Source organism: Mesorhizobium sp., from assembly GCF_017306585.1.
Classification (GTDB): domain Bacteria; phylum Pseudomonadota; class Alphaproteobacteria; order Rhizobiales; family Rhizobiaceae; genus Mesorhizobium.
In genome coordinates this window covers 39151-54652 of the sequence record NZ_JAFKIC010000111.1, presented here as the reverse complement: position 1 = coordinate 54652, position 15502 = coordinate 39151, and the positions used below count along the sequence as shown (strand labels likewise).

At 62.4% G+C, this 15502-nt stretch carries 12 protein-coding genes; 7 read left to right on the top strand and 5 right to left on the bottom strand.

Going from position 1 to position 15502, the window contains the following annotated elements; all coding sequences use genetic code 11:
• Positions 1 to 26 precede the first annotated feature (26 nt).
• A complete protein-coding gene (locus J0I79_RS06410; RefSeq protein ID WP_292855805.1) occupies positions 27 to 701 on the top strand; it encodes an isoprenylcysteine carboxylmethyltransferase family protein in 675 nt (224 codons plus the stop codon).
• 455 nt (positions 702 to 1156) lie between these two features.
• Here J0I79_RS06410 and J0I79_RS06405 read toward each other — a convergent pair whose 3' ends face one another.
• On the bottom strand, positions 1157 to 2038 hold the full coding sequence (locus J0I79_RS06405) for a CoA ester lyase (RefSeq protein WP_292855804.1): 882 nt from the start codon (positions 2036 to 2038) through the stop codon (positions 1157 to 1159).
• Complete coding sequence (locus J0I79_RS06400) at positions 2038 to 2490, bottom strand: MaoC family dehydratase (RefSeq protein ID WP_292855803.1); 453 nt, start codon at positions 2488 to 2490, stop codon at positions 2038 to 2040. Before J0I79_RS06400 ends, J0I79_RS06405 begins: the two co-directional genes overlap by 1 nt.
• Before the next feature lie 154 nt (positions 2491 to 2644).
• Between J0I79_RS06400 and J0I79_RS06395 the strand changes: the two genes are divergently transcribed.
• Positions 2645 to 3769 carry a DUF2336 domain-containing protein gene (locus tag J0I79_RS06395; RefSeq protein ID WP_292855802.1) on the top strand — a complete coding sequence of 375 codons (1125 nt, stop codon included), beginning with the start codon at positions 2645 to 2647 and terminating at the stop codon, positions 3767 to 3769.
• A gap of 76 nt (positions 3770 to 3845) precedes the next feature.
• On the opposite strand, the gene J0I79_RS06390 is transcribed toward J0I79_RS06395, so the two are convergent.
• The 3 genes from J0I79_RS06390 to parE all read right to left on the bottom strand — a co-directional run bounded on the left by J0I79_RS06390 (position 3846) and on the right by parE (position 9914).
• Positions 3846 to 5423, bottom strand: a complete 1578-nt coding sequence (locus tag J0I79_RS06390) for a hypothetical protein (protein WP_292855801.1) — start codon at positions 5421 to 5423, stop codon at positions 3846 to 3848.
• A 318-nt stretch (positions 5424 to 5741) separates the two neighbouring features.
• Complete coding sequence (locus tag J0I79_RS06385) at positions 5742 to 7811, bottom strand: FUSC family protein (protein ID WP_292855800.1); 2070 nt, start codon at positions 7809 to 7811, stop codon at positions 5742 to 5744.
• 45 nt (positions 7812 to 7856) lie between these two features.
• A complete protein-coding gene (gene parE, locus J0I79_RS06380) occupies positions 7857 to 9914 on the bottom strand; it encodes a DNA topoisomerase IV subunit B (protein WP_292855799.1) in 2058 nt (685 codons plus the stop codon).
• 237 nt (positions 9915 to 10151) lie between these two features.
• Here parE and cpaB point away from each other — a divergent pair, with 237 nt between their 5' ends.
• The 5 genes from cpaB to J0I79_RS06355 are packed head-to-tail and all read left to right on the top strand — an operon-like array spanning position 10152 to position 15501.
• Positions 10152 to 11078: a Flp pilus assembly protein CpaB gene (cpaB, locus tag J0I79_RS06375; protein ID WP_292855798.1), complete on the top strand. Its 927-nt coding sequence runs from the start codon at positions 10152 to 10154 to the stop codon at positions 11076 to 11078.
• Positions 11079 to 11108: 30 nt separating this feature from the next.
• Complete coding sequence (locus tag J0I79_RS06370) at positions 11109 to 12560, top strand: type II and III secretion system protein family protein (RefSeq protein WP_292855797.1); 1452 nt, start codon at positions 11109 to 11111, stop codon at positions 12558 to 12560.
• 5 nt (positions 12561 to 12565) lie between these two features.
• Entirely contained in the window at positions 12566 to 12835 is a 270-nt protein-coding gene (locus tag J0I79_RS06365) for a hypothetical protein (RefSeq protein WP_292855796.1), read from the top strand.
• A gap of 33 nt (positions 12836 to 12868) precedes the next feature.
• The gene (locus J0I79_RS06360) at positions 12869 to 14083 is read left to right on the top strand and encodes a response regulator/pilus assembly protein (RefSeq protein WP_292855795.1); all 1215 of its coding nucleotides are present in this window, start codon (positions 12869 to 12871) and stop codon (positions 14081 to 14083) included.
• Entirely contained in the window at positions 14080 to 15501 is a 1422-nt protein-coding gene (locus J0I79_RS06355; protein WP_292855794.1) for a CpaF family protein, read from the top strand. Before J0I79_RS06360 ends, J0I79_RS06355 begins: the two co-directional genes overlap by 4 nt.
• The last annotated feature ends 1 nt before the right edge of the window (position 15502 follow it).

Sequence of the window (15502 nt, the reverse complement as noted above, 5' to 3'; positions counted from 1 at the left end):
CGGCGGCATATCGTGGAAAGTCGATCATGATCGCGAAACTGATCCTTCAGACGTTCATCTGGTTCGGCCTCATGGGCACCTTGCTCTTTCTGTCGGCCGGCACACTGCACTGGCCAGCCGCATGGGCCTATCTGGTCCTGATGGTGGGGCTCAGCCTCAGCCTTGGCGTGGCGCTGTCGCGGCGCGATCCCGGCCTGATGAAGGAGCGGCTGAGCCCTCCCATCCAGAAGAATCAAACGGCGGCCGACAAGGTGCTGCTGTCGGTGCTGCTGCTCGCCATCTTCGGCTGGCAGGCATTGATTGGACTGGACTTCCGTTTCGGCTGGTCGGCGGTTCCCGTCTGGGTGCAGGTCATCGGCGCTTTGGTGCTGCTGGTCGGCATCTGGCTCTGCTACCTGACGATGCTGGAGAACAGCTTTGCCGCGCCCGTCGTGAAAATACAGGACGAGCGCGGGCAGCATGTGATCAGCACCGGCCCTTACGCCTATGTCCGCCATCCCATGTATGCCGGCGCCATCCTCTTCTTCGCCGGGACGGCACTGCTGCTTGGTTCTTGGTGGGGGCTGGCATCGGTGGTCGTGTTCATCGTTCTGCTGGCCATGCGCACCTTCATCGAGGAGAAAACGCTGCGCGCCGGCCTGCGCGGCTATGAGGACTATGCATCCAATGTCCGCTACCGTCTGATCCCGCTTGTCTGGTAGTGTTCGAAGGCTAATTCCCGTCTGCCGTACGAGCCTGGCCCGCACGGAGGATTACCTCAGCTATGAAGATAGCGAAGCGTTTCCCGCAAACTTGATGATTATCTGTCGGGCAACTGTTTGGCTGAGTTTAGCTGATAGGCGCTTCTTGGATGCCTTCTGAGCCGCCATGCATTGAGAGATATAATCAGTACGAGGTATCCGAATAACGCAACAAGTCCCCAGAGGCCATCAACGATTCCAATAGACACCGTGGCCACGGATGCGACCACGGCCAATGTATAATATAGGACCGAGGCCCAGACATATTTCTCCATCTGAGAACTGCTCATGGATCGCTCCTGAAGGGCGGTTCACGACTCACTTATGCCGAGTGATACTTTTCGACAACGCCCTGCTAGGCGAATTCGCCGTTCGCCCAACCTTGCCGTAGTGGCCGCGCTGAGCGCGCCTTGCGTCTAGGCGAAAACTCCCGCCACCCTGGCGCGCGCCAAAAGCCTTTCCGCCAGCCGCAGATGCGGGCGGTCGTACATCTTGCCGTCGATGCCGACGACGCCGGGATTTCCCGCCGCCTTGAACGCCGCGACGATGGACGCCGACTGTTGCACGGCTTCGGATGAGGGCGTGAAGGCTGCATTGATGACCGGCACCTGGTCGGGGTGGATCGCCATCTTGCCGGTGAAACCGTCCCGTTCGGCCTCGGTGCACTCGGCGGAAAAGGCGGCCATGTCTCTGAAGCCGGGGAACACGGTGTCGATCGCCGCGACCTCCGCCGCCCCGGCGGCGAGAATGGTCATGGTGCGGGCGAGGCGGAAGACATCGGTGTAACGACCCTGCCCGTCGCGGGCGGAGCGTGCCCCGATCGCCGCGGACAGGTCTTCGGCGCCCCAGGTGAGGCCGGCGAGCCGCGCACTCGTGCCGGCATAGGTCGCAGCGGCAAGCACACCGGCCGGGGTTTCAGTGATGATCGGCAGGATTTTTGTCACGCCATCGGCCAGGCCGTTTTCGGCCTCGCGCACCCTCAACTTCGCGGCAAGCTGCTGGACATCCTGGCCGCTGTTGGATTTCGGCAGCATGATCCCGTCCGGCTTCGCCGGAACGAGAGCGGCGAGGTCATTGTCCGTAAGCCCGGTCGAAAGATCGTTGACCCTGACATAAATAGCCGAACGCGTTTGGCCGCGGCGTTCAACGATGAAGCGCGCCGCGATGTCGCGCGCGGCTGCCTTGTTCTGCGGGGCCACGGAGTCCTCGAGATCGACGATCACCACGTCGGCGCCGGCGGCAAAACCTTTCTCCAGCTTTCGCTCGGAATCGCCGGGAACAAACAGCAACGAACGCATCAGGCAGCCTTCTTCAGCATCATCGCCTGCCTCGTGCATTTGGCGACGAGAACGTCGTTCTGGTTATAGGCGCGGTGCTCGAACTCGACGATGCCGCGATCGGGCTTCGATTTGGACTCCCGTACCGAGACAACGGTTGTTTCGATCCTGACGGTGTCGCCGTGGAACACCGGGTGTGGAAACACGGTTTCCTTCATGCCGAGATTGGCCACCGTCGTGCCGACGGTGATGTCGTTGACCGAGATGCCGATCATCAGCCCCAGCGTGAACAGCGAGTTGACCAGTGGCTTGCCCCATTCGCTCTTGGCGGCGAAATCGAAGTCGATGTGCAATGGCTGCGGGTTCAGCGTCATCACCGAAAACAGCATGTTGTCGCTCTCGGTCACGGTCTTGCGCAGCGTATGCTGGAAGACATGGCCGACGACGAATTCCTCGAGATATAGCCCTGCCATGTCTGTCTCTCCTCCGCTGGTTGACGGTTGATAGGCGTTGCAAACCTGGCTCGCAAGCCAGTTAATGAACATGGTGAACCGTTCGTAAACCATTTCTGCCTACCGTCATCACCGGGGCCGGAAACCATCCGGCAAGGGGCATAAGCAGACAGGCATGGTTGTTGTTTCGCATTTCCTGAAATGGATCTACACGGCCAGGGTCTCGGAGCGCGCCGCCGCGGCCAACGCGCTGGCCCGGGCCTATGTCAATTCCGAACTGCCGTTCGAGGACCGCTGCGCCGCCGAAGCGGCATTGACGCTGCTCCTGGACGACGCCTCGTCGAAAGTGCGTCTGGCAATGGCCGAAGCGCTGTCGATGAGCCACCACGCGCCCTTGCAGATCATCAGCGCGCTCGCCGCCGACCAGCCGGAAGTCGCCGGTGTCGTTCTGGCGCGCTCGCCGCTGCTTACCGACGCCGACCTGATCAATCGCGTCGCGGCAAGCCAGAAGGCGACGCAGAAGCTGATCGCCGACCGCCCGCTCGTCTCGATGGCGCTTTCGGCGGCCATCGCCGAGATCGGCGAGGCCGAAGCCTGCGCCGTGCTGCTCGGCAACAGCGGGGCCGACATCGCTTCCCTGAGTTTCCGCCGCATGGCCGAACGGCATGGGCACTTGCCGCTGGTGCGCGAGGCGCTGATATCCGATGTCAGGCTGCCTGCCGACTGCCGCCATATGCTGCTGGTAAAGCTTGGCGAGACATTGAAGACCTCGCCGCTGGTGATGGCGCTCATGGGCGCCGCGCGCGCCGAACGCGTCATGCGCGATGCCTGCATCAAGGCATCGGTGACCCTCATTGAGGGCACGCGCCAGGAAGAACATGCCGCACTGATCGAGCATCTGAGGCTGCGCGGCGATCTCACCGCGAGCTTCCTCATCCGCACCATCGCGCATGGCAAAGTGGATTTCTTCGGCTCCACGCTGGTCGTGCTCGGTCAGCAGTCGGAACAGCGGGTGCGGGCGCTGCTGGCCGGCGGACACGACGTTGCCCTGCAGGCGCTGTTTCGCAATGCGGGCCTGGCTGCCGGAACGCATGCGATCATCCTGCGGGCGCTGAAGATCTGGCGCGAGGTTGCCAATGGCAAGCGCGTCGCTGGCGTGCAGGAAGTCACGTGGCTGATGCTGAAGGAATTGGGTGGGCAATCCGCCGAAGGCGACCTCGCCGCCCTGGTCAAGTCGATCCATCTCGATGCACTGCGCGAGAATGCGCGCGGCCATGCTCTGGCGATAGCCGCGGCGTAAAGGCGTCGATAGCGACCCAGTGCCGCAGACGACAGGATGTAGGTGATGATCTGCGCTCGCCTTCTCAAGAGGGCTTTCAGGTCTTGGGAGGCGGGCTGATTTGCAAACTCGCGCAACTATAGCTTTGCGCGACGAGAACGGGGATCACATAGGCCTTTGGGTCATCGAATATTCGAAGAGCCGCAACCTTTGATTTGTCAAAGAGAACACGAATGGCATAGGCATCAGCCGCCTTTGCGGCAGTTGCCTTGGCTTCAACCTTGAAGGCAAGGAACGTCCATCCAGCTCCGTCGACGCTCCGCTTGATAGTCTGGTCATCCGTCGGAACCTGGCAACCAAAGCGGCGAAAACCCAGCGCACGTAAGGTCTTGGCCAAGTCTGCTGCCGGTACGACTTTGCTCCCTTCCTGTAGAAGATTGGCCGTCGTCAAGTCATGGATCAACCCGGTCGGCGCCAGCGCCTTGACTAGAGTAGCGCGCGGTGTAGCGGGCTCTGGATCGGCCCGGCCATAGGCACTGAGGACGGCGATGACTTGGTAAGCCACATTCTGAACCCTGTCCGGGGCAGGCTGTTTCACGTCCGGCAAGTCGTTGTCGGGCGCACTTGAAAACACGTCTGCCACCGAATCGGCATTGATGGCTGCCATGCCCTTAAAAAGCTTCCGAATCTTCGGCGGGAACTCCGCGATCGCCGCAGCATACTCCTTGCCCAGTGTCTTCATCATCCCTTCGTCGTGGAGGCCGGCCCGCCGCGCCAGAAGGAAGAGCGCGAAGGCGTGATCAGCGGTGCTGTGGAAACCGAGATCGTCAACTGCACCATCGACTTTCGACCTTGTTGCGTCAGGATCGTCCGTGGCCGATATACTGGTGCCCGCGGTCTTCAATGATGCGGAAAAGTCTGTACGGAAGCGGTCGTCAAGAACCATGGACGCGATAGGGTAAATGTCGACTGTCACTTTGCTGAACGCTGTGAGCACAGTATATCTGCCGACGCGGAGTGGACGCGATATCGCTTGGTTTGCGCCAGTTGACAGCGTAGCTAGCAACGCTCCGTAGGGAGCGTCGAGCCTGTCTACTTTGGTTAGAGTGTCGGCGACATTTTTGGGCAGGTCAACTCCAGAGAAGAGGGAAAAGAGTGGAGGAATTATGTCGATCCCAGCCATAAGTGTCTTATAGAACGCAGACGGGGAATCTGACTTCCCGAGGGTTACTATCGAAACCAAGGACAGATCTGCCGCGCCTGCTATGTAGAATGAATTATCGCATTTAGTGTTGTTTACAGAGGACAGACTGTTGACGGAGTATATCGGAACGGCGATTTTAATGTCAGCGGCAGCGGGAAGATCAACGCTTTTTCCGTCTGCCTTTAACGCTGGTAGTGACGTTGATACGATAATAGTTTGAGTGGCAATGGTTGTGCTCCTGAAGAAAAGGCCGATCGTAGTCTCTCCGGCGAGTGGTTTTCTTGGTTCGCATTTAAAGTCGACCCGATAGGTGTTGTCAGACTCGCGTTTGACAACTTTCTTTGGCGTTTCGACAATGTTGGCGACGTCCTGTTTGGCGTCTCGAGGTAATTTGGCGATTGAAGCTCCCTGCGCGAGGCCGGTGGCAATGGCTATTCCAAATAGTGCGAGTAGCACTGTATAAATTCGCATTTTCCGCCCCTTTCACAGACCCATCTATTCTGTGGGCCGCGCCCCCAGCGACCGTTGAACGATAGGCCGGAATCTTGGTCACGTCGATGGAGATGTATGTCATTTTAGCAAAAAACAGAGAAAATAATGAATGTTACTCTTTATGTATTTATATTTTCAGCAACGTGATTTTTGTGATCGTATTGCTTGAATCAAAATCGATGTATGGCCAGAAACATCCCGATGGAATTGCGTCTCGGCCGACGGATTCTACGGAGTATTTTTATCCATAGAAACTTGTCACTCGATGCCGTTGATTGATCTGGCGAAATGTCCAGCCTAACCCCGATCTTTTGCAAAAAAATCCGGAAAATCCTCCATTGCCGCGGCGATGATGCGCAGCGAGGCCGCGATCTGCAACATATCGCCCGTGGCGTTTCGCTGGGCTATGCTGGCCGCATACTGTCGGGCGACGGCGATGGTCGCAGTCTGAGGGTCGCCGGGGGCTCGAAACAGCAATTCGCGCGCCAGCCCTCTCAGGAAATTGGCGACCGAAAGCGCCGTTTCGGACGGGATGGCATGGTTCAGGCTCGCACCGCGCAACCGCAGGATCTCCAGGCCGACCGTGACGGCGGCGACGCCGCCGCCCAGAACCGCTTCGCCGGTTCGGCCTGAATTCTGCACCAGCGGCATCAACTGGTTGACCCGGTCATAGGCCAGGCTCTCGAAGGCCGAACGCCTGGGCACACGCTCATGCAGGCAAAGCCGCGCCAGGTCCTCGCGCATGGCGCGCACGATGCGGTTGGCCGCGAGCCAGGGATCGGCTGGCAACACGACGATGAACACGCCGATCGCCAGCAGGATGCCGACCAGGATCGATGCCGAGCCGGCGAAGAACGGGCCTGGCGCGTAGGTCATCGCCTGATGCGGGCTGAGGAAAGCGAGGAAGTTGATGGCGAAGGCCGTCGCCACGCCGACATAGCGAGGATTTGCCATGGCAAGGGCAGCCGGCACCATGATGGGCACGACAAAAAGCATGAACCAGCCGAAGCCGGGCAGAGCGGGAAGCGCGATCTGCCCGACGAGAAAGGCAAAGGGCAGGGCGATCAACGTTCCCTTGAAGAATCCCCAGGACACCTGCACTGGGTCGGGGCGCGCGGCGAACAGGCTCGACACGACGGCGACGAGAATGACGGTGCCGGCTGCTTCCGACCATTTCGTCGTCAGCCAGAAGGCGGCGACCAGCAGCGTGGCAAGGGCGGCGCGGATGGCATTGCGGGTGGCGCCGGGATAGTCGCGATGCACCACCAGCGCGGGTTGCCGGCTGCCGGGGCCTGGGCGGCGTGTGGCCGGCGCGCGCAAGGCATCCAGACCGCGCAGCACCTGTTTGAGCGCCTCGGCGAAATCGGCGGCGATGGTCAGGCGGGTGATGGTGCCGACCCTGTCGTCGCCTTGGTCGGCGGCGGCATCGGGCAATTGCCTGGCCTTGGCCGCGATCGCATCAAGCCGTTCCACCCAGGGCGCTGTGTCATCCAATGCACCCGGTTTGGCCGCCAATTCACTGACCAGTATGTGCAATTCGCTGCGCACCGGAATGAGCGCGGCGTTCTTTGGGGCGGCATGGGAATAGAGCGCGCGCGCTGCCGACAGGGCGGAAAGAAGCTGGCCGATGGTGCGCCTCACCGGGTGGGAGCGCGGCGCGAAGCTTGGTGCCTCGAGCCGGGCATAGGCGCGCATCTCGCCAAGTGTCTGGGTGTCGGCGACAAGCTTGCGGTGCAGGCCGATGAGCGTCGCCCGATCGCCGCCCGAAAACGCGCCGCCGGCGTAGGTGGCGAGATCGATGATGCAGCGTTTCAGCCGCGAGATGATGGCGTCGCTGGCAAGCTTGGGTAGGATCAGCCGGCTGGTCAGCCCGGCGCACACGATGCCCAGCACGATCTCGGCGCAGCGCGCGACCGCGAGGTCGACCACCAGATGGGGTTGGCCGAAGGCGGGCAGGCCGATGATCATCGCGGTATAGCCGGCAAGCGCGGCGCCATAGGCTTCCGGATTGCGCAGCAGTGACGAGACGAAGGTGCAGATGCCGATCCAGATCGCAAGCACCGTCACCAGCACCCATGGACTGGTGCCGAAAACCGTTGTGATGCCGATCGCCGCGACGCCGCCGGCAAGCGTGCCAAGCAGCCGGTAGAAGCCTTTCGCCAGCACCATGCCGGCAACGGGCTGGGCGACGATGAACACCGTCATCATCGCCCACTGCGGATGGTCGAGCTTCAGCGCGTAGGCAACCAGCAATGCGATCAGGCCGGCCGAAACGGTTCGCAGGGCGAAAATCCAGTCTGAGCGCGTCGGTTGCGTCAACCCGGCCAGGCTGGTCTCGAAATAGGCTTTCAGCCGTGCGCCGGTCACATGCTCGTCTCCGCGGGGTTGAGCTTGTTATGGACCGGCAGGCGGCTAGATATCCAGCACTTCCGTCTCGGCGAATTCGGCGCGTTCCTGGATGAAGCGGAAGCGGGCTTCCGGCTTGGTGCCCATCAGCGCGTCGACCGCGTCCTTGGTCGCGGCCTCGGCGTCGATCACATCGACCCTGAGCAATGTGCGCTTCCTCGGATCCATGGTGGTTTCCTTGAGCTGCGAGGCCATCATTTCGCCCAGGCCCTTGAAACGGCCGATCTCGACCTTGCCGCGCCCGGTGAACTCGGTGCGCAGAAGTTCGTCCTTGTGCGCATCGTCACGGGCATAGCCGACCTTGCCGCCCTGCCGGATCGAATAGAGCGGCGGCACCGCCATATAGAGATGGCCGCCACGGACCAGGCCCGGCATCTCCTGATAGAAGAAGGTGATCAGTAGCGAAGCGATGTGGGCGCCGTCGACGTCGGCGTCGGTCATGATGATCACGCGGTCGTAGCGCAGATCCTCGTCGCGGTACTTCGATCTAGTGCCGCAGCCGAGCGCCTGGATCAGGTCTGATATCTGCTGATTGGCGGCCAGCTTGTCGTTGCCGGCGCTGGCGACGTTGAGGATCTTGCCGCGCAGCGGCAGCACCGCCTGGCTGGCGCGGTCGCGCGCCTGCTTGGCCGAGCCGCCGGCCGAGTCGCCTTCGACGATGAAGAGCTCGGCCCCGGCCGCGGCATTCTGCGTGCAGTCCGCGAGCTTGCCCGGCAGGCGCAGCTTGCGCACCGCGCTCTTGCGCGAGACTTCCTTCTCCTGGCGGCGGCGCACGCGCTCATCGGCGCGCGCGATCACCCATTCGAGCAGCTTCGAGGCCTCTTGCGGGTTGTCGGCCAGCCAGTGGTCGAATGGATCGCGGATCGCGGTCTCGACGATGCGCATCGCCTCGATGGTCGCCAGCCTGTCCTTGGTCTGGCCGACGAATTCCGGTTCGCGGATGAACACCGACAGCATGCCGGCGGCCGAGATCATCACGTCTTCCGAGGTGACGATCGAGGCGCGCTTGTTGCCCACCAGTTCGGCATAGGCGCGCAGGCCGCGCGTCAGCACGTTGCGGAACCCGGCCTCATGCGTGCCGCCTTCTCCGGTCGGGATGGTGTTGCAGTAGGAATTGATGAAGCCGTCGCCGCCGAACCAGGTGACCGCCCATTCGAGCGAGCCATGGCCGCCCTGCTTGTCGCTCTTGCCGGCGAACACCTCGCGCGTGACCTGGAACTCGTCGCCCAGCGTGGCTTTCAGATAATCCTTCAGGCCGCCCGGGAAATGGAACTCGGCCTTGGCCGGCGTCGGATCTTTGTCCTTGATCAGCGATGGATCGCAGGTCCAGCGGATTTCGACGCCGCCGAACAGATAGGCCTTCGAACGCGTCATGCGATAGAGCCGCGCCGGTTCGAAGGCTGCGCCCTTGCCGAAAATCTGCTCGTCGGGGTGGAAGCGGGTCCTTGTGCCGCGGCGATTATGCACCTCGCCAAGATGCTCCAGGCCGCTCACCGGTATGCCGCGCGAAAAGCGCTGGCGGTAGAGCTGGCGGCCGCGCGCCACTTCGACCTCGAGATGGTCGGACAACGCGTTGACGACGGAGACGCCGACGCCGTGCAGACCGCCCGACGTTTCATAGACCTTGGAATCGAATTTGCCGCCCGAATGCAGCGTCGTCATGATCACTTCGAGCGCCGGCTTCTTGAACTTCGGGTGCGGATCGACCGGGATGCCGCGGCCATTGTCGGTGACGGTCAGGAAGCCGTCGGCCGACAGCTCGACATCGATGAAGGTGGCGTGGCCGGCAACCGCCTCGTCCATCGAATTGTCGATGACCTCGGCGAACAGGTGGTGCATGGCCTTGTCGTCGGTGCCGCCGATATACATGCCCGGCCGCCGGCGCACCGGCTCCAGGCCTTCCAGCACCTCGATGTCGGCGGCACTGTAGCCTTCGGAGCCGTCACGGCTCGCGGCGGGGCGTTTGGCCGCCGCCTGGACCAGCGGATCGGCAGGGCGCGCCGGGGTGCGAACGGGCTGCGGCTGCTTGTCCATATTGCCGAAGAGATCGTTGTTGTCGTCCATGCCTGCCATAGGGTCCGGTGCTGCGAATCACCCGCCGATACTGCCACGCTTTTCAGCGCCAAGCGACGGAGGTTCCTGTTACGTTCGGGGATTTAGCCCCTCTTATCCTAAAACCATTCGATAACCAAGCGGGCGGAAATAGGTCCGCCGTCGGCCTTCTGGATTCCTGATTCTTTAACAAACCGGCCTAGCGTGAGCCTCACATAACAAGAAATTACGGGCATCAGGGGTTTCGGCGTGAGGGGCAAGGCCATAACGATGATCGGCATCGCCGCCGTTTTCGGCGCGATCTCGATCTTTGCCGCGGATTTCTGGGTCAAGAGCCAGGCCAGGGCCAACGGCGAAGAGAGGACGGCGTCGATCGCCGCTCCGGCGCCGCCAAAGGTAGAGTTCAAGACCATCGTCGTGGCGAACGCGCCGTTGCGTTACGGCATGGAACTCGACCGCGCCAAGCTCAGCGAAATTCCCTGGCCGCAGGATTCCCTGCCGCAGGGCGCCTTTGCCACCGTCGACGCGTTGCTTGGCGACGGCAACCGCGTGGTGCTGTCGCCGATCGATGTCAACGAGCCGGTGCTGCTCACCAAGCTCTCGGGGCCGAACGGCCGCGCGACGCTCTCCAACATGCTGTCCCCCGGGATGCGCGCGGTCACCATCCGCACCGACGAGATTGCCGGCGTCGGCGGCTTCGTCACGCCGGGTGATCGGGTCGATGTCATGCTGACGCGCGATGCCGGTGAAATCCAGGAAGTGGCCAAGAACGCCCAAGGGGCGGCCGGGTCGACCATCACCTCCGAAATCGTCGTCGCCGACGCAAGGGTGCTGACCGTCGGGCAGGGCGCCGACGTGCGCCAGACCACGCCGCAGGTCGCCAATTCCGTGACCATCGAGGTGACGACCGAAGGCGCGCAGAAAGTGGCGCTGGCCCGCACCGTCGGCACACTCTCGCTGTCGCTTCGTTCGGCCGGCGAAGGTGGCGACGGCAAGGATGGCGTCACTACCATCTCCTCCTTCGGCGGATCGGTGGCGTCCAAGGCCCAGGCCGCGGCCGGCTCGCTGTTCGATGCGATCACCAAGGAGCCGGAGAAGCCGAAGTTCAAGACAGTCATCGTGACGCGCGGCACGCAGGCTGAGGAATACCAGGTTCCTGCGCGGGACCAGAAATAAAGGCCGGTGGGGACCGGGCGGGACGGGACAATGCTGATGCGTACCCAATATCGAATGACAGGCTGGCTGCGCCCCCTGGGCGCTCTGGCGATAGCGGCTTCATTGGCCGTAGGCGGCGTGCTCACGTTGCCCGGCGTAGCCAGGGCGGACAATGACGTCGTCTATGTCTCGGCGACCAAGAATGCATCGATCAAGGTCGCCAAGGGCAAGCCCAAGACGATCGTGACCAGCGCGGCCTTCTACCAGATCGTCATCGGCGATCCGGAGATCGCCAACGTCAACCCGCTGACCGACAAATCCTTCTATGTGCTGGGCAACAATCTCGGCACGACCGGTATCGCGCTGTTCGACGACAAGAAGCAGCTTGTCGGCACTGTCGACATCGAGGTGACGCTCGACACCGACCAGTTGGCAAGCACCATCCGCGCCAGCGTGCCGGACGCCAAGATCAAGGTCGGCTCGGCCAATGGCCGCGTCGTGCTGTCGGGCGAGGCCGATGATGCGGTTGCCGCCGAAAAGGCCAATCAGATCGCCACGCGCTTCTCCGGCAAGGAGGACGTGATCAACTCGGTCAACATCTCGTCGTCGCAGCAGGTCCAGCTCAATGTCCGCTTCGTCGAGATCAACCGTCAGGCAGGGCAGGATCTGGGCGCCAAGTACAGCGCCAATTTCGCCTACGGCATCGGCGGGCGTAGCGTGGTGCTGAGCCCGGATGGAGCGTCGGTGCCGACGGCGGGTACGGGCGAGATCATCGGCAGCCTGCTGTCGAACGGCGTGTCCATCGATATCGCCGTCAAAGCGCTGGAGGAGCGCGGCCTGGCCCGGATGCTGGCCGAACCCAACCTGATCGCCCGCTCCGGCGAGACGGCAAGCTTCCTCGCCGGCGGCGAATTCCCGATCCCGGTCTCGGAGGACAACGGCAAAATCTCCGTCACCTACAAGAAGTACGGCGTCAGCCTGGACTTCACGCCGACCGTACTCAAGGACGGGCTGGTCAGTCTCGACATCGCGCCGGAAGTCTCTTCGATCGACGCGTCGGCGTCCTACAACATCGGCAACATTTCGGTGCCGGGCTTTACCGTTCGTCGCGCCAAGACCTCGGTCGATCTGAAGAATGGCCAGAGCTTCATGATCGCGGGGCTGCTGCAGTCGCAGAACGACATCACCACGTCGCGCATTCCGGGCCTCGGCAAGATGCCGGTGCTCGGGTCGCTGTTCTCGTCGAAATCCTACCAGCGGCGCGAGACCGACTTGGTCATCCTCGTGACACCCTATCTGGTCAAGCCGGTCGATCCGTCGAAAAAAATGGTTGAGCCGACCGATGGCACGCAGCCGGCCAGCAATGCCGACTATTTCCTCAACAACACCGAGGAAGTGAAGGCGCCGGACGCTGGTCGGGCGCTTGCGCTGGCCGACGGCGGCACCGCACGGACCGCGCCCGCCACCACGGTCGGACATTTCCTCGACCTGCCGAAGGATTGAGAGCCATGCGTCTGGTCTTGAGATCGAGCCTCGCCCTGCTTCTTGCCGGTCTCGCCGGGGGCTGCACCAGCGACGATTATGTACGCAGCGAAGGGGTGACCACGGGTGTCGGTAACGCCCAGGCCGCCAACACCGCCATGCAGATGGTCGATCCCTGGAAATACGGCGTCCAGAACACCAGGCTCCTGGTGCCAGCCAAGCGTCCCGCGGCGGCGCCTGTTACCGCGGATCAGGCCGCCGCTTCGAAGGCATCGCAGTCGACCACCTCCGACTGATCCAAGGGACGACTGCGTCAACAGGCTGGCAAAATGGCAAACGGCATCAAGACAAGGAAAATCCTGCTCGTTTCGACGGACAGGACCTTCGTGCAGGACACGCGGACGGCTTTCGCCGCTTCCGAGATCATCCAGCTTTCGACTGTGGAGAAAAACGTCACCGAACTGCGCGGTGAGATCCAGGAAGCCGAGTTCGGCGTCATCATCGTCGACATGGACGCGGCGCGGCTGGAGGAGATCGAATCGCTGCAGCGCATCATGCGCCGGCTGGAAGGCAAGGCGCCGGTCGTCGTCGTCACCCAGGAGTTCAACGCTGCCGCCGTGCGCATCCTGGTGCAGCTCAAGGTCGCCGACTTCCTGGTCAAGCCGATCACCACCGCCGATCTGGTGCGCTCTGTCGTGCGCGCCCTGCAAGGACCGGGCCGCGAGGAAAACACCGAATCGCAGATCTACACCTTCATGCCGGCCGCCGGCGGCGTCGGCACCACGACACTGGCGCTGCAAACCGCGTTCCAGCTGCATCACTCGGTGACGCGCGGCGCCTCGACCTGCGTGGTTGATCTCAATTTCCAGCAGGGCGCCTGCGCCGAATATCTCGACCTCGAGCCGCGTTTCGACATCACCGAGATCGAGAACCAGCCGGAACGCCTCGACCGGCAACTGCTTGACGTGATGCTGTCCAAGCATGCGAGCGGCCTTTGCGTGCTGGCGGCGCCGACCCATCCGGCCGAAATGCGCTCCTTCAAGACCGATGTCGTGGTGCGCATGCTGGATCTCGTCTCGGCCTATTTCGACAATGTCGTCATCGATATGCCGCGCACCTGGTTTCCGTGGACGGAGACCGTGCTGCTCGGGTCCAACAAGCTCTACATCGTCGCCGAAATGACGGTGCCTTGCCTGCGCCACACGCAAAGGCTGATCCAGGCGGTCTACGAGACCGCGGGCAAGGAAGTGAAGCCGAACGTCATCGTCAACCGGTTCGAGCAGAAGATGTTCGACAATGGCATCAAGCAGGCGGACGTCCAGGAAATCCTCGGCGAGCATTTTGTCGGCGGCATCGCCAACAATTACAGGCTGGTGCGCGAGGCGGTCGATCGCGGTGTGCCGCTGCACGAGATCGATGCCAACGCCAATGTCGTCAACGACCTGAAGAAGATCATCCTGCCCGAAGAAGCCGTCGCGACCGGCGGCAAGTCGAGATCCCTGTTCAGCCTCGGCAAGGGCCTGCTCAAGAGGAAAGCCGGATGAGCAGCCGCTTCTCCACCCTGCAGAACCGGGACACCCGACCGCAACGACCCGTGGAATCGACGCCGGTCGCGCATCATGCGGTGATCATCCCGACCAGCCGCAAGTCTTCCCCGGCAAAAGCCGAGATCGCGCCGGCCAAGAACGCCAACAAGGTGCTCGACGCCCGCGTGCGTATCCACCGCATGTTGCTGGAGGAGATCAACCTCGTCGCGCTGGAGCGTTTGCCTCGCGATGAGATGCGCCGCCAGGTCCATGACTTCGTGTCGGAAAAGACCCGCCAGGAGCGGATGGCGATCAACACCGCCGAGCTCGACGCGCTCGTCGACGATATCGTTGACGAGATGGTCGGCCTTGGTCCGCTCGAGCCGCTGCTTAAGGATCCCGACATCAACGACATCCTGATCAACGGCCATCAGAACTGTTTCATCGAAAAGAAGGGCAAGCTGCAGCAGGTCCACATCCCGTTCAAGGATGAGGCGCATCTGCTGCGCATCATCAACAAGATCGTCGCCGCCGTGGGCCGCCGCGTCGATGAATCGCAGCCCATGGTCGACGCGCGCATGCTGGATGGCTCGCGCTTCAACGCCGCCATCCGCCCGGTTGCCGTCGATGGGCCGCTGGTGTCGATCCGAAAATTCTCCAAGAACAAGCTTGGCCTGCACAGGTTGGTCGAATTCGGCGCCATCACCCAGAACATGGCCGAAGTGCTGGCCGCCGCCGTCCATGCCCGCAAGACGACGATCATTTCGGGCGGCACCGGCACCGGCAAGACGACGATGCTGAACGCGCTGTCGGCCTTCATTCCGGAAGACGAGCGGCTGATCACCATCGAGGACGCTGCCGAACTTCAGCTCCAGCAGCCGCATGTGGCGCGCATGGAAACGCGTCCCGCCAATATCGAGGGCCATGGCGAGTTGAAGCAGCGCGACCTGGTCAAGAACGCGCTGCGCATGCGTCCCGACCGCGTCATCCTCGGCGAGTGCCGCGGCGAGGAAGCCTTCGACATGCTGCAGGCCATGAACACCGGCCATGAAGGGTCGATGGCGACCATCCACGCCAACACGCCGCGCGATGCGATTTCGCGTCTCGAGCAGATGCTGGGCATGACCGGCATGCCGATGACGGTGCAGTCGATCCGCAGCCAGATTTCCAGCGCCATCGACATCATCGTCCAGCTGACGCGCCTTTCCGACGGCAAGCGCAAGGTGACCAGCGTTGCCGAAGTGACCGGCATGGAGGGCGACGTCATCCAGATGCAGGAGATTTTCCGCTTCGTGCGCACCGGTATGGATGCCGATGGCGGGATCCTCGGCTACTTCGAGGCGACCGGCATTCGGCCGCGCTTCCTCGAGGACCTCCGCGCCATGGGCATCGAATTTCCCGGGCGCTATTTCGAACCTGGCCGGCCGCAGGAGTAGC